We start from the raw sequence: 14,503 nt of genomic DNA, 5'->3' as shown, positions 1-14,503 counted from the left end.
CATGATCCTGCGCGACTTCCTGCGCGCCTTGCCGCGTTTCACCCGGTTGCCCGCCCCCGCGATGTTGGCGCTTGCCTATGGCGCGCTGGTGGTGATCGGCACCCTGCTGCTGAAGCTACCGGTCTCGCGCACCACTTCGCTCAGCTGGTTGGATGCGCTGTTCACCTCGACCTCGGCGGTGACGGTGACGGGGCTGGCGGTGGCCGATACCGGCAGCCAGTTCACCTTTTTCGGACAGGTCGTGATCATGCTGCTGATCCAGCTGGGCGGGCTGGGGCTGATGACCTTTGCCGTGCTGCTGCTGACCGCGCTTGGCGTGTCGGTCGGCCTGCCGCAGCGCGTTGTCCTGCGCGAGGAGCTGGGGCAATCCTCGCTGCACAACCTGGTGCAGCTGGCCGGGCTGGTCCTGCGCGTCGCCCTGATCATCGAAGCGGCAGGCGCGGTGCTGCTGGCCTATCCCTTCACCCGTGACATGGGCCTGTGGCCCGGTCTCTGGGCGGCGGTGTTCCACTCGGTCTCGGCCTTCAACAACGCGGGGTTCGCGCTCTGGCCCGACAGCCTGGTGCGCTATGTCGGCGATCCGGTGGTGAACCTCGTCATCGCGGCGCAGTTCATGGTCGGCGGCATCGGGTTCATCGTGATCGGCGACATCTGGCAGAAACGGAACTGGCGCCGCCTGACCCTGCATTCCAAGCTGATGCTGACCGGGACGGCCCTGCTGGTGGCCTGGGGCTGGTTCATCATCGCCACGCTGGAATGGACCAACCCCGCCACGCTTGGCGGGCTCAGCTGGGGGGACAAGCTGCTGGCGAGCTTCTTCCAGGGGGTCAGCCCGCGCACGGCCGGGTTCAACACCATCGACATCAACGGCCTGCACGACCCGACGGCGCTGGTGGTGATCCTGCTGATGCTGGTGGGCGGCGGGTCGACCTCGACCGCCGGGGGCATCAAGGTGACCACCTTCATCGTGCTGGTGCTGACGATGATCGCCTTTTTCAAACGGCGCATGGCGCTGCAGATCTTCGGGCGCACGCTGGGGGTCGAATCGGTGTTCCGGGTGATGGCCCTGACGGCGGTGAGCCTGCTGATCGTGATGACCTCGATCTTCGTGATCTCGATCTCGCATGACGGCGCGATCTTCAACCTGGGGTTCGAGGTCGCCTCGGCCTTTGGCACCGTCGGCCTGACACGCGGCACCACCGGCGAGCTGGATACCCTGGGCCGCTGCATCATCATGGCGGTGATGTTCATCGGACGGGTCGGGCCGCTGACGCTGGGCTTCTTGCTGGCCACCCGTGCCGTGCCGCGGGTGCGCTACCCCGAGGGTCAGGTCTTCCTCGGCTGATCCGCGCCGGGGACGGTTGCCGTCATTTCGGGGCGCGCGGACATCCATGCCCACCACCGGGCCAGCGCCGGGTGGGCGGTCAGCGCTTCGGCCCCCTCGGGCGGGATGGTGAAGTAGGCCATCATCGGGGCAAGGTGCAGATCGGCGAGGCTGGGCGCATCACCTGCCAGCACGCGCCCCTCGGCCGCGATCTTTTCCAGCATCCGCAGGACGGGGGCGGCGGCGGCCAGCCCTTCGGCCAGCATCCCGTCGTCACGCGGTGCGCCGGTGTCGCGGGCCTGGGCTTCGGCCACATAGACCTGCCGCACCATCGGCCAATAGCCATAGGCATCCACGATCCCCTGCACCTGCATGGCCCGGGCGGCGGCTTGCGGGTCCCCGGGCAGCAGGGGCGCACCGGGAAAGGCGCGGTCCAGGTAGGTCAGGATCGCCCGGGTTTCGAACAGGCGGAACCCGTCGTGATCCAGCACGGGGATCCGGTTCATCGGATGCGGATTATGCGCCGCGGCGCCGGGCTGGAAGGGGTCGACCTCGACCAGAGTGTAGTCCAGACCGCGCAGATGCAGCGCCAGGCGGGCCACCCTGACATAGACGCTGGGGCGGAATCCGTGCAGCGTCAGCCCGGTCATGTCACCAGCATCTTCAGCCCCTGGGTCACGTCCGAGCGCACGGCCAGCCGCAGCCCGGGTTCATCCCCGGCCTTGAGCGCGGCGATGATGTGGCGGTGGAAATGCGGCGCCTCGCGCCGGCGCATCCGGGCGTAGAGCTTGCGCATCGTCGGGCCAAGCTGCAGCCAGACGGTTTCGGCCATTGCCAGCATCGCCGGCGCCTGCGCGCGCAGGTAGAGCGTGCGGTGAAATTCCAGGTTGGTGCGGATATAGCCCACGGCATCCTGCCGCTCGACCATCTCGCCGATGGCGCCGTTGATCACCTGCAGCCGGTCGATCAGCGCCATATGCGCCCGGGGCAGGGCGCGCGAGGCAAGCTCGACCTCGATCAGCGAGCGCAGGGCGGCCAGCTCCTCGATCCGCTCGTTCGACAGGTCGGGCGTCGCGACCCGGCCCGACGAGGACAGCGACAGCGCGCCCTCGGCCACCAGCCGGCGCACCGCCTCGCGCGCGGGGGTCATCGAGACGCCGTATTCCTTGCCGATCCCGCGCAGGGTGAGGGCCTGCCCCGGGTCGATATCGCCATGCATGATCCGGGTGCGCAGCCCGCGATAGACCCTGTCATGGGCGGATGGCGAAGGATCGGGGCGTGTTTGCATCAACATGGGCACATGTGATCACAGCTGCGCCCGGCGTCAATCTCCGAAACGGTAGCGGTGCAGTTCCGGCCCGTTGGTCCTGAGCCAGCCGCGGGCCTTGTCATGCGGCCCGTGGATGCGGTGCACGACCTTCCAGAAGGCGGCGGAGTGGTTCATCTCGGCCAGGTGGGCGACCTCATGCGCGGCGACGTAGTCGAGGATCTCGGGCGGGGCGAGGATCAGCCGCCACGAGAACATCAGCCCCCCCTCGGCCGTGCACGACCCCCAGCGGGAGCGGGTGTCGCGCAGGGTCAGCTTGGCATAGGGGTGGCCCAGCCGTTCGGCGTAATGATCGCAGGCCCCGGCCAGCCGGTCGCGCGCCAGGGTGCGCAGATAGGCCAGCACCCGCCGCCCCGCGCTGTCCGGATCGCCCGGCACCAGCAGGCTGTCGCCCTCGGCCCGGATTCCGCGCCCGGTCCCGGGGCGCAGGGTCAGCATCTGCCCGGCCAGCGGGATCCGCGCGCCGATCCCGACCTCGACCGGCGTGCTGCGGGTGTCGAGATGGCCGCGCAGCCAGCTTTCCTTTTCGCGGGCGAAGGCCAGCCCCTCGCGGTCGCTCACTCCGCGCGGCAGCGTCAGCGTGACCCGCCCGTCGAGCGAGGAAATGCGCAAAGAGATCCGCCGCGCCCGGGCGGATCTTTTCAGGATCACCTCCACCGGAGGGTTGCCTTGCAGGATATGCTGTCCCATATGCCCCTGTGTTCCGTTCTCGTGCTCTGAATGGAAAGGCTTTGACACCCTGTTCCGCTTATGGCAGGTGGCGCGGATCATCGACAAGATATGTCACTTAGGAAGGGATTTCCCATGCCCAAGGAAGAATGGGGCACGAAGCGTGTTTGCCCGACCACCGGCAAGCGTTTCTACGACCTGAACCGCACTCCGATCGTCAGCCCCTACACGGGCGAAGTCGTCGAGCTGGATGTCAGCCGCGGCCGCATGATCCTGGCCGATGCCGAGGATGCGGCAACGAAGAAGATGCGCGCGTCCGAGACCGAGGATGATCCGGTTCTGGAAGATGACGAGGACGTGGATGTCGAGCTGGGAGATGACCTGCTGGAAGAGGACGACGATGACGACAACGTCTCGCTGGACGATCTGGCGGACGTGGCTGCCGACGACGACGACTGACGTCGTGGTGCTGCGCCGGGGTCCACTTTCCGCTTGATCCCGGTGGCGGCATTCACTAGATAGCGGCGACGGGCCGAACGGCCCGCCCGGATGGGGCCTTAGCTCAGTTGGGAGAGCGCTTGCATGGCATGCAAGAGGTCAGGGGTTCGACTCCCCTAGGCTCCACCAAATCTCCTATTGAAAAGCACCAGATCGTCCTGCCTTGCCTGTCAGAGGATTTGCTTCTGCCACGCAGACTGGCGCTGTTTTCCCTTGGAACCCTCGTACTGCGTTGATCCTTGCCCATATGCGCAGGCTCTCGCTATGCCGTACGTTGAGGGAACCCGAGGCCACGACAGGATAGGTGCCCTATGAACAGTCTTACAACCGCACCCGTGCTCACGAGTGAACGATTGAGGCTGCGGGGTCCCGAACGGGGCGATCTGGCGGCCTTTACCCGTTTCATGACCAGCGCCCCGTCGATGGTGGCACAGGGAGAGACCGTCACCGCGGAACAGGCCTGGTTCGGGTTTCTGGCTGGCATCGGCCACTGGCACTGGCACGGCTACGGTTTTTTCATCGTTGTCGAAAGGCAGAGCGGAGAGCCTGCCGGCCGCGTGGGCCTGATCAGGCATTCGACCTGGCCGGAGGTTGAACTGGCCTGGCATCTGTTCGAGGGCGCGGAAGGCAAGGGGTTTGCCACCGAAGCGGCCAGGGCCGTCAAGGCATGGGCGGGAAAGGCTCTGGGGCTGGAAACGCTGCACAGCTACATCGACGTTCGGAACACGCGCTCGCAGGCCGTGGCCCGGAGGCTCGGCGCCGTCACGGATGGCACCCGTGCCCCGCATGAGCCCGGGGCCGAAGTCTGGGTCCACTCGATGGACATCCGTTGACCGCAAGGCGGCGGTGGGACCACCTGGTCGAGGGCCCTTGAACAGCCGTCACCAGACGCTGGAAAGCTGGTCGAACAGGGCGGCGATCACGGGGTGATCCTTTCTGTCGTCCAGGGTCTGGATGACGAGGCAGGCCGGGACGCGCACCTTGTCGCAAACGGCGAGGCCGAAGGTCTGCTGTTGATGCAGGGCGACCGACTCGCGGCAGAGGCTCAGCCCGACGCCCGAGCGGACCATTTCCAGCATCGAGGCTTCCTGATCGACCATGGCGACCGAATTCTGAACGCAGCCATGCTGGGCAAAAATCCGGGTCAAAAGGCGATTGTGCACCGATGACGCGGATGTGCCGATCCAGGGCAGGCTGGCCAGATCGGCCCAATCCGCATTGGCGACACGCGCGTCCCAGCCGACCGGAGCGATGACGCGATAGTAGAAATCGGCCAGTTTCACCGAGTGCAGGGGGCGTTCGGCGGGGATCGTGTCCACCTCGTCGGGCGAGGTCAGGTAGAACCCGGCGTCGACCTGATGACGCATCAGTTTGTCGAGTATCTCGCCGCTGACGCCGTGGATCAATTCGGTGCTGATGTTGGGACAGGCCGCGCCAAGATGGCTCAGCAGGCGGCCAAGGCGGATGAATTCCGGATCGACGATGGTGCCGATTTTCAACTTGCCCGACACCTGGCCACACTGCGCGCTGGCGCTGCGGCGGAACTCGGCCATTGCCGTCAGCACCTGTTCGGCCTTGGGCAGGATTGCGGTCCCGTCCGGGGTCAGGTCCAGGCCGTGCGGCGTGCGCTTGAACAGGGTAATCCCGGTCTCTTCGCTCAACCGCTTGATCTGATGGCTGATCGCGGGCTGCGTGAGGTTGAGCACCTCGGCGGCGCGCGACACGCTGCGCTCCCGTGCGACCGTCACGAAGGCCAGAATGCTGTTAAGGTTCGAAAATCTCTCCATATTACGAAACCTAATATCAGGCAGAGAAATTTGTCATTAGCTAATCTCGCTCAAGCTTCTTAGGCCATGAGAAGGTGCTGCGTTGGGAGGAGCGTTGGCACCCGGGACAGCCCTGCACGCGGGGCGCTTCGGGTGTCCGGTCATCTCTGCGTGTGCGGGACGGACCGGGAGGACATTGCCATGCGGAATGCTGAGACCGAATTTGATTTCATCGTGATCGGTGGAGGGTCCGCGGGCTGTCTTCTGGCCAATCGGCTGAGCGCGGATGCAACCAACCGGGTACTGCTGCTGGAGGCCGGGAAGGCGGATACCTACCATTGGATCCATATTCCGGTCGGATACCTCTATTGTATCGGCAATCCGCGCACCGACTGGATGTACAAGACCGAGCCCGACAAGGGGCTGAACGGGCGCGTTCTGCGCTACCCGCGGGGCAAGACCCTGGGCGGGTGCTCGTCGATCAACGGCATGATCTACATGCGTGGCCAGGCGCGTGACTATGACAACTGGGCAAAGCTGAGCGGCGAGACGGAATGGGGCTGGGACGACTCCCTGCGCGACTTCATGGCCCATGAAGATCACTGGAAGCTGGACGATGACGCCGATCCCGAAACCGGGAAGAACAGCCGGTTTTCCGACATGCACGGTCATGGCGGGGAATGGCGCGTGGAAAAGCAGCGGCTGCGGTGGGACGTGCTCGACAGCTTTGCCGATGCCGCCGTGCAGACCGGGATCGAAAAGACCGACGATTTCAACAGCGGCGACAATGCGGGCGTCGGCTATTTCGACGTGAACCAGCGATCGGGCTGGCGCTGGAGCAGCTCGAAGGCCTTCCTGCGCCCGGCGAAGACCCGCCCCAACCTGACCGTCTGGACCGAGGCCGAGGTTGAAAAGCTGACCTTTGCCAGGGACGCGGCAGGCGCGCTGCGCTGCACCGGCGCGCGTGTCAATCGCGGCGGGCAGGCCACCACCGTCAGCGCGAAGAAGGAAACGCTGCTGTCGGCCGGTGCGATCAATTCGCCCAAGATCCTGCAGCTGTCGGGCATCGGGCCGGCGGCGCTGCTGCAATCGCACGGGATCGAGGTGCTGCGCGACGCGCCTGTTGGCGAGAATCTGCAGGATCACTTGCAGATCCGCGCGGTCTACAAGGTCAACGGCACGCGCACGCTCAACACCCTTGCCAGCAGCCTGTGGGGCAAGGCGATGATCGGCGCGGAATATGCGTTGAAACGCTCTGGCCCCATGAGCATGGCGCCCAGCCAGCTTGGCGCCTTCACCCGGTCGGACCCGAGCCGCAGCCATGCCAACCTGGAATATCATGTGCAGCCTCTCAGCCTCGAAGCCTTTGGCGAGGATCTGCATCCGTTCCCGGCGATGACGGTCAGCGTCTGCAACCTGAACCCGACAAGCCGGGGCCATGTGCGCCTGCGGTCGACAGATTTCCGCGATGCGCCGATGATCTCGCCCAATTACCTCGCCACCGAGGATGACCGCCAGGTCGCGGCGGACAGCCTGCGGCAGGTGCGCGAGGTCATGTCACAGCCCGCGATGCAGCGTTACCAGCCCGAGGAGTTCAAGCCCGGGCCGCAATATCAGACCAACGAAGAGCTCGCCAAGCTGGCCGGCGACATCGCGAACACGATCTTCCACCCGGTGGGGACGGTGAAGATGGGGCGCGAGGATGACGACACCGCCGTGCTTGACCCGCATCTGCGCGTCAAGGGCGTCACCGGCCTGCGTGTGGTCGACGCCAGCATCATGCCCGAGATCACCAGCGGCAACACCAATTCCCCGACACTGATGATCGCGGAAAAGGCATCCCGCTGGGTTCTTGCCGGCCACTAAACCGCTGACTTGCCTCTTTTTCCTTCTGGAGAGACCATGCGTAAACCGTTTTCCAATCTTCCCCTGACCGGCGTCAAGGTTGTCGACTTCGGGCAGTATATTGCCGGGCCCGCAGTTGCGATGTTGCTGGGGGACCTGGGGGCCACGGTCGTTCATATCGACCCGCCGGACGGGCCGATGTGGGACAGCCCCGCCAATGCCGCGCTGATGCGCAACAAGCTGATCGTGAACCTCGATCTGAAATCCGCGGACGGGCTGGCCAGGGCGCGTGCGCTCTGTGCCGAAGCGGACATCATCGTCGAGAACTTCCGCCCCGGCAAGCTGGCGAAGCTCGGGATCGACTTTGCCCAGATGCGCAAGGAACGGCCCGAATTGATCACGATTTCCATTCCCGGCTTCGCCTCGAATGACGACCTGCGCCGCGACCTGCGCGCGTTTGAAAGCGTTGTCGCGGCCAGCTCGGGCGTGTTCACCGACATGGGGCTGAACCGGGTTCTGATGGGGCTGAACCCGTCGTTTTCGCCGCTGCCGCTCTCCTCCTCCTATGCGTCGCAGATCGCGGCCTCGGCAACCGTTCTGGCCTTGCAATCGCGCCAGCTGACCGGGCTTGGCGATCAGATCGAGGTGCCGCTGGCCGCCGCCGTCATGGAAGGGCTGTGCTACAACTCCATCCAGGTCTCGGACGTGCCCAGGCGGTATCTCACCCAACGCGAGATCGAGATCGAGCGGCGCCGCATCGAAGGCCTGCCGATGAACGTGTCCTACGAAGACCTGCAGGAACTGCTCGACCCGTTCTTCCGCAGCTACATGTGCAAGGACGGGCGGATGTTCTACGTCGTCTGCCCCAGCCACAAGAACCACGCCCGCCGCTGCCTTGAGGTGCTGGGCCTCTATGACGAGATGGTCGAGGAAGGCCTGCAGGAGGAAGACGACACCTACAAGCCGCAGGCGGAATGGGAAACGGACACCTCGCTGGGCGTCTACCCGATGCCGAAGTTCTGGGCCGACAAGATCGCCGCGCGCATGAAAGAGGTGTTCATGACCCGCACCTCGCATGAGTGGAAGCGCATGTTCGGGCGTGCGGGCATTCCGGGAGCGCCGCAGCGCTGGCTGCAGGAATGGATCAACGACGAATATGCCGAGGCCTCGGGCCTGATGATCGACGTCTGGGATCCGGAATATGGCGAGATGACCCAGCCCGGCCCGGTGGTCTGGATGGAGGAAAGCGGCGAGGAAGCCCTGACGCCCGAGCCGCGCCGCTGGGTGGAATTCGACGAGGCGCTGAAGGTCCTGCGCAAGCTGCGCACCGACATCCCGGACCCCGAAGATGGCATCGAGCAGGAGGGCTGGCTGTCGGGCGTGCGCGTTCTGGACATGTGCAACGTGATCGCCGGGCCGCATTCGGCCAGCTACCTTGCCCGTTTCGGCGCCGAGGTCATCAAGATCGACCCGGCCCAGCCCATGTACGACAGCTGGAACACCGTGATGTACGGGATGAGCCAGGGGCGCGGCAAACGGTCGATCCTGGCCGATGTGAAATCCGAACACGGGCGCAAGGTCTTCGAGGATCTGGTGAAATCCGTCGACATCATCTTCTGGAATGCGCCGGACACCCAGATCAAGCGGATGGGGCTGGATGAGGCCAATCTGCGCAAGCTGAACCCCGAAGCGATCTTTTGCAAGCTCGACTGCTTCAGCGGTGTGCGGCGTGGCGTGCGCAGCGATTACATCGGCTATGACGATCTGGTGCAGGCGACCACGGGCATCATGCTGCGGTTCGGCGGTGCGATGGACCGGCCCGAAGAGCACGCGCATGTCGGCACGATCGACGTCATGTGCGGCTTTGGCGGCGCGCTTGCCGTGGCTGCGGCGCTTTACCAGAAACACCGCTTTGGCCGGATCGGGCGGGGGCGCACCTCGCTCAGCGCAAACAGCGGCCTGCTGCAGATGCCCTTTGCCTATGATTTCAGGGGGCGCGGCCTGTTCGATGAGCCTTCGGGGCCCGAGGTCAACGGGTATGACGCGCTTGCCCGGTTCTACAGCACCGCATCGGGCATCTATATCCTGCTGAGCGCCTATGAGGCCGACATACCGCGTTTCCGCAATGCCGAAGGGCTGGAAGGTTTCCCGGATGTCCCGGAAGAGGAGCGCGCCGCGTTCCTGGCCGGGGCGTTTCAGTCCCTGCCGGCGAACGAATGGATCGACCGTCTGCGCGCTGCGGATATCGGCTGCGCGATCTGCCACAACATCGAGGCGCTGCGGGCCGAGAATCTGCGCGCACCCGACGGGACTCCCGGCACGGATCGGGGCAGCTATTCGTTTTCGGTCTACGAAGATCACCCCAGCGGGCACAGCGTTACGCAGCTTGACCCCTATGCGGTGAGGCCCGTGCGCGGCCGTGTCTTTGCCCTGACGCCAACCGAGAAATTCGGGGCCTCGACGCGGGATATTCTGAACGAACTCGGCTACTCGGCTTCCGCGGTGGAGAGAATGCTGAAATCCGGCCAGGTCAGCGAAAGCTGGAGCGCGGAATACCTGCCCAGCTGAGGGCAAGCCCGGGGCGCTCGCCAGCGGAGCGCCCTGATCGTCCGGTCCATCGCGATGCCCCGGACCGCACCCGGCGTTCTGACCGCCGTGACCGGCGCGAACCTCAGGCGTTTTTCGCTACTCGACCGCGCCTGTCATCTGTCGCTGTGCGAGGCCGCTCAGGTCGAAAGCCTCTACCGCCCCGTGATCGAGGCGCGCCCGGGCCATATCGACCGCCTGCGCAATCCCGACCTGCCCGATCCGGGCCGCATCGCGGAGGCCGAAGCCGCCCTGCGCGGACACGTTCGGACCTGCTGGCCGGCGTGTCGGACATCCGGCAGCGGCACGCCGAATTCTGCTGACGAGAAACGGGACCGGGGAACGCGTCTGGTCGGCGGGGGCCTTGCGGGCCCCCGTGGTCATGCGGACCCCAGGGGCGGCAAAGCGCTCACTTGTCGCGGAACTGCGCTTCGCGCTTTTCAAGGAAGGCGGCCATGCCCTCCTTCTGGTCCTCGGTCGCGAAGAGCGAATTGAAGACGCGGCGTTCGAACAGCAGGCCTTCGCGCAGCGGCGTCTCGAACGACCGGTTCACCGCTTCCTTGACCACCATGACGGTGATCATGCTCTTCTCGGCGATCTTGCCGGCGGCGGCCATCGCCTCTTCCATCAGCTTCTTGGCCGGAACGACGCGGCTGACCAGGCCCGAGCGTTCGGCCTCTTCCGCGTCCATGAAGCGGCCGGTCAGGTTCATGTCCATCGCCTTGGCCTTGCCCACGGCGCGGGTCAGGCGCTGGGTTCCGCCGATGCCGGCGACGACACCCAGGTTGATCTCGGGCTGGCCGAACTTGGCCGTGTCCGAGGCGATGATGAAATCGCACATCATCGCCAGTTCGCACCCGCCGCCCAGGGCATAGCCCGACACAGCGGCGATGATCGGCTTGCGCACGCGCAGGAACGCGTCGGCCTCGGCGGTGAAGAGATCGCTTTCGAACACGTCGACGAAGCTGCGTTCGGACATCATCTTGATGTCGGCCCCGGCGGCAAAGAATTTCTCGGACCCGGTGATGACGATGCAGCGCACCTTGTCGTTCTTCTGCGCCTCGGTCAGGGCCTCGGCCAGTTCCTTGAACAGCACGTCGTTCAGAGCGTTCATCGCGTCGGGCCGGTTCAGCCGGACGAGGCAGATATGATCCTCGATCTCGACGATAATCGTCTCATAGGCCATGGCGGTTCCCCTGTGGTTTCTGGGTAGAGTCCCGTAGCACGTTGCCGTGTCGGTTCAAGTCATCTTTGACATTGCGGGCAGTAGAAGGACGACCGGCCGGACTGCACGATCCGGCGAATCGTTTCGCCGCAGCCGGGCGTGCGGCAGGGCTGACCCTCGCGGCCGTAAACGTCGAAACTGTGCTGGAAATAGCCCAGTTCGCCATCCGCCCGGCGGAAATCGCGCAGGGAGGATCCGCCCGCCGCGATGGCCTCTTCCAGCACCGTGCGGATGATCGGAACCAGCGCCGCGATACGCTCGGTCGAGATGCGGCTGCAGCTGCGGGCGGGGGAGATCCCGGCGCGGTAGAGCGCCTCGCAGACGTAGATGTTGCCCAGTCCCGCGACGACCTTCTGATCCAGCAGCGCGGCCTTGATCGGCGTGTTGCGGTGCTTGATCGCGGCGACAAGGTAGGGTTGCGAAAAGACATTGCCCAGCGGTTCCGGCCCGATGGCGGCCAGCAGCTTGTGCGCCTCGGCCCCCGCTGTCGGCAGCAGGTCCATCGCCCCGAACCGGCGCGGATCGTTGAAGGTGATGCGCGTCCCGCTGGCCATGTCCAGCACAACGTGATCGTGCTTTTCCGCCGCCGGATGATCATGCACGAAGCGCCCCAGCGGATCGCCCGAAACCAGCATCCGCCCGGTCATGCCCAGATGCACCAGCAGGGTTTCGCCGCCCGAGAGATCGGCCAGGATGTATTTCGACCGCCGCCTGAGCGCCAGCACCCGCTGCCCGGTCAAGCGGGCGGCCATGTCGGGCGGGAAGGGCCAGCGCAGGTCGGGCCGGTTCACCGTGGCGCGGGCGATGGTCTCGCCCTCCATCACGGGGGCCAGTCCACGGCGGACGGTTTCCACTTCGGGCAGTTCGGGCATCGGCTCCTCGGTGCTTTCGGCCAGTGCGCCGCATTGCGGCGGCGGGCAAGCGCCCTATAAGAAGGCAGAGGCCAAGGAAAGCGCAAGGGCGATGGACGAGAAAACCACCCATTTCGGATTCCAGGAGATCCCCGAGGATCAGAAGTCGGGGCGCGTGCGCGGCGTCTTCGGCTCGGTCGCGTCGAAATACGACGTGATGAACGATGTGATGTCGATGGGCATCCACCGGGTCTGGAAGGATGCGATGATGGACTGGCTGGCCCCGCGGCCCGGCCAGCGTCTGCTGGACGTTGCGGGCGGGACGGGCGACATCTCGTTCCGGTTCCTCAAACGCGCGGGCCAGGGCCATGCCACCGTGCTGGACCTGACAGAGCCGATGCTGGTCGAGGGACGCAAGCGCGCCGAGGCCGAAAAGATGGCCGAAAGTCTGGACTGGATCGTCGGCGATGCGATGGCGCTGCCCTTCGACGACGCGACCTTCGACGTCTACACGATCAGCTTCGGCATCCGGAACGTGACCCGCCCGCAGGATGCGCTGGCCGAGGCCTTTCGCGTGCTCAAGCCCGGCGGGCGGCTGATGGTGCTGGAGTTCAGCCAGATCCCGAATCCCGGGATGCAATGGCTGTATGACCGTTACAGTTTCAACATGATCCCGGCCATGGGGCAGGTGATCGCGGGCGACCGCGACAGCTATCAGTACCTTGTCGAATCGATCCGCCGGTTCCCGGACCAGGAGACCTTCCTCGGCATGGTGCGCGCTGCCGGGTTCGAGCAGGCGAAATATCGCAATCTTTCCTTGGGTATCGCCGCGCTGCATTCCGGCTGGAAGATCTGAGCCATGCGCGGACCGCACAATATCTGGCGGCTGGCCCGCACCGGCGCCACGCTGGAACGCACCGGCGCGATGAAGATCATCCTGGATGCCTATGACGCGCCGCCGCTGCTGCGCGTGGCGGCGCGGATCATCGGCTGGCCGATCCAGTTCCTGGGCGACAAGGGCGATCCGGCCATGCCGCCCGCGACCCGTGCGCTGACCGCGCTTGGCCCGGCCTACATCAAGTTCGGCCAGGTCCTGTCGACCCGCCCCGACCTTGTGGGCGACGAGCTGGCGGTGCAGCTGCGGGTGCTGCAGGACAAGCTGCCCCCGTTCTCGATGCAGGCCGCGCGGCAGGCCGTGGAGGCGGAGCTGGACCGCCCGCTGGAGTCGATCTATTCGGAATTCTCGCCCCCCGTCGCCGCGGCCTCCATCGCGCAGGTGCATCGCGCGCGGCTGGTCGATACGGGCGAAGAGGTCGCGGTGAAGGTGCTGCGGCCGGGGATCGAACGCGCCTTTCGCAAGGATGTCGACGCCTTCTACTTCGCCGCCTGGTGCATCGAATTCCTGTCGCCCAGTTTCCGCCGGCTGCGCCCTTCGGACGTGATCGAACATTTCGACGGCGTGGTGAAGGGCGAACTGGACCTGCGGCTGGAGGCGGCCTCGGCCAGCCAGTTCGCCGCGAATACCGAGGGCGACGAGGGCTTTGCCCTGCCGACGGTGAAATGGCACGAGAGCAGCCGCCGCGTCATGACGATGAGCTGGGCCGAGGGCGCCGCGCTTGGCGACAATGCCGCGCTGGACGCAGCCGGGCACGACCGGGTCAGCCTGGGCGAGCGGGTGCTGCAACTGTTCCTGAACCACGCCCTGCGCGACGGCTATTTCCACGCCGACATGCACCAGGGCAACCTGAAGGTCGCGCCGAACGGCGACATCATCGCCTATGATTTCGGGATCATGGGCCATATCGACGAATACACCCGCCGGGTCTATGCCGAGATCCTCTACGGCTTCATCAAGCGCGACTATCAGCGCGTGGCCGAGGTGCATTTCGAGGCCGGATATGTGCCCGCCGACCGCGACGTCGACGAATTCGCCCGCGCGCTGCGGGCCGTGGGCGAGCCGATCTTCGGCATGGATGCCAACCACATCTCGATGGGGCGGCTGCTGTCCTACCTGTTCGAGGTGACCGAGCGTTTCGGCATGGAAACCCGGACCGAGCTGATCCTGCTGCAGCGCACGATGGTGGTGGTCGAAGGGGTGGCGCGGTCGCTCTCGCCGCAGATCAACATCTGGCAGGTCGCGCGGCCCATCGTCGAGGATTACATCCGCGGCAACCTTGGCCCCCGCGCCCTGGCCCGCGATCTGGGCCGCACCGCGATGGTGCTGGCCCGGTTCGGCCCGCGCCTGCCCCGGCTGGTGGAACAGGCGCTGATCCGGCAGGTCGCGGAACCCGAACCGCCCCAGGGCGGGGGATGGCGGAACGCCGTTCTGTGGGGCGCGCTCGGGCTGGTCTGCGGGCTGGGGGCCGCCGCGGTGGCCTGGCTGGTGGCCGGCTGACCGGCAAGAGCCCGCCG

General features: G+C 65.8%; 13 protein-coding genes and 1 tRNA gene. 8 read left to right on the top strand and 6 right to left on the bottom strand.

Annotation, left to right across the window (positions count from 1 at the left end; translation table 11 throughout):
- Window position 1 precedes the first annotated feature (1 nt).
- Window positions 2-1,345 carry a TrkH family potassium uptake protein gene (locus GLS40_RS01405; protein ID WP_202075759.1) on the top strand — a complete coding sequence of 448 codons (1,344 nt, stop codon included), beginning with the start codon at window positions 2-4 and terminating at the stop codon, window positions 1,343-1,345.
- On the opposite strand, the gene GLS40_RS01400 is transcribed toward GLS40_RS01405, so the two are convergent.
- The 3 genes from GLS40_RS01400 to GLS40_RS01390 are packed head-to-tail and all read right to left on the bottom strand — an operon-like array spanning window position 1,327 to window position 3,341.
- The gene (locus tag GLS40_RS01400; RefSeq protein ID WP_160380810.1) at window positions 1,327-1,974 is read right to left on the bottom strand and encodes a glutathione S-transferase family protein; all 648 of its coding nucleotides are present in this window, start codon (window positions 1,972-1,974) and stop codon (window positions 1,327-1,329) included. The two genes, GLS40_RS01405 and GLS40_RS01400, sit on opposite strands and share 19 nt — an antisense overlap.
- Window positions 1,971-2,618 carry a GntR family transcriptional regulator gene (locus tag GLS40_RS01395; RefSeq protein ID WP_160380809.1) on the bottom strand — a complete coding sequence of 216 codons (648 nt, stop codon included), beginning with the start codon at window positions 2,616-2,618 and terminating at the stop codon, window positions 1,971-1,973. Before GLS40_RS01395 ends, GLS40_RS01400 begins: the two co-directional genes overlap by 4 nt.
- Before the next feature lie 30 nt (window positions 2,619-2,648).
- Complete coding sequence (locus tag GLS40_RS01390; protein ID WP_160380808.1) at window positions 2,649-3,341, bottom strand: M48 family metallopeptidase; 693 nt, start codon at window positions 3,339-3,341, stop codon at window positions 2,649-2,651.
- A gap of 114 nt (window positions 3,342-3,455) precedes the next feature.
- Between GLS40_RS01390 and GLS40_RS01385 the strand changes: the two genes are divergently transcribed.
- The 3 genes from GLS40_RS01385 (at window position 3,456) to GLS40_RS01375 (ending at window position 4,651) form a co-directional block, all read left to right on the top strand.
- Window positions 3,456-3,779, top strand: coding sequence for a TIGR02300 family protein (locus GLS40_RS01385; protein WP_160380807.1), 324 nt, complete (start codon window positions 3,456-3,458; stop codon window positions 3,777-3,779).
- A 92-nt stretch (window positions 3,780-3,871) separates the two neighbouring features.
- Window positions 3,872-3,947, top strand: a tRNA-Ala gene (locus GLS40_RS01380).
- A gap of 182 nt (window positions 3,948-4,129) precedes the next feature.
- Window positions 4,130-4,651 (top strand): GNAT family N-acetyltransferase, encoded by a 522-nt coding sequence (locus GLS40_RS01375; RefSeq protein ID WP_160380806.1) that lies wholly within the window; start codon window positions 4,130-4,132, stop codon window positions 4,649-4,651.
- Window positions 4,652-4,699: 48 nt separating this feature from the next.
- On the opposite strand, the gene GLS40_RS01370 is transcribed toward GLS40_RS01375, so the two are convergent.
- The gene (locus GLS40_RS01370) at window positions 4,700-5,605 is read right to left on the bottom strand and encodes a LysR family transcriptional regulator (protein WP_160380805.1); all 906 of its coding nucleotides are present in this window, start codon (window positions 5,603-5,605) and stop codon (window positions 4,700-4,702) included.
- Between the two features lie 180 nt (window positions 5,606-5,785).
- On the opposite strand from GLS40_RS01370, the gene GLS40_RS01365 reads away from it, so the two are divergent.
- Window positions 5,786-7,450, top strand: a complete 1,665-nt coding sequence (locus GLS40_RS01365) for a GMC family oxidoreductase (protein WP_160380804.1) — start codon at window positions 5,786-5,788, stop codon at window positions 7,448-7,450.
- A 36-nt stretch (window positions 7,451-7,486) separates the two neighbouring features.
- Entirely contained in the window at window positions 7,487-9,997 is a 2,511-nt protein-coding gene (locus tag GLS40_RS01360) for a CoA transferase (RefSeq protein WP_160380803.1), read from the top strand.
- Window positions 9,998-10,424: 427 nt separating this feature from the next.
- Here the strand turns inward: GLS40_RS01360 and GLS40_RS01355 are convergent, their stop codons facing one another.
- Complete coding sequence (locus GLS40_RS01355; protein WP_160380802.1) at window positions 10,425-11,201, bottom strand: enoyl-CoA hydratase; 777 nt, start codon at window positions 11,199-11,201, stop codon at window positions 10,425-10,427.
- 59 nt (window positions 11,202-11,260) lie between these two features.
- Entirely contained in the window at window positions 11,261-12,112 is an 852-nt protein-coding gene (gene mutM / locus GLS40_RS01350) for a bifunctional DNA-formamidopyrimidine glycosylase/DNA-(apurinic or apyrimidinic site) lyase (protein WP_160380801.1), read from the bottom strand.
- Between the two features lie 91 nt (window positions 12,113-12,203).
- On the opposite strand from mutM, the gene ubiE reads away from it, so the two are divergent.
- Window positions 12,204-12,947, top strand: coding sequence for a bifunctional demethylmenaquinone methyltransferase/2-methoxy-6-polyprenyl-1,4-benzoquinol methylase UbiE (gene ubiE, locus GLS40_RS01345; RefSeq protein WP_160380800.1), 744 nt, complete (start codon window positions 12,204-12,206; stop codon window positions 12,945-12,947).
- Window positions 12,948-12,950: 3 nt separating this feature from the next.
- Window positions 12,951-14,486: a 2-polyprenylphenol 6-hydroxylase gene (gene ubiB / locus GLS40_RS01340; RefSeq protein ID WP_160380799.1), complete on the top strand. Its 1,536-nt coding sequence runs from the start codon at window positions 12,951-12,953 to the stop codon at window positions 14,484-14,486.
- The last annotated feature ends 17 nt before the right edge of the window (window positions 14,487-14,503 follow it).

This window comes from Pseudooceanicola pacificus (genome assembly GCF_009789075.1).
Classification (GTDB): domain Bacteria; phylum Pseudomonadota; class Alphaproteobacteria; order Rhodobacterales; family Rhodobacteraceae; genus Pseudooceanicola; species Pseudooceanicola pacificus.
Note: the sequence above shows the minus strand (reverse complement) of the source record. Positions and strands in the feature narration are given on the sequence as shown.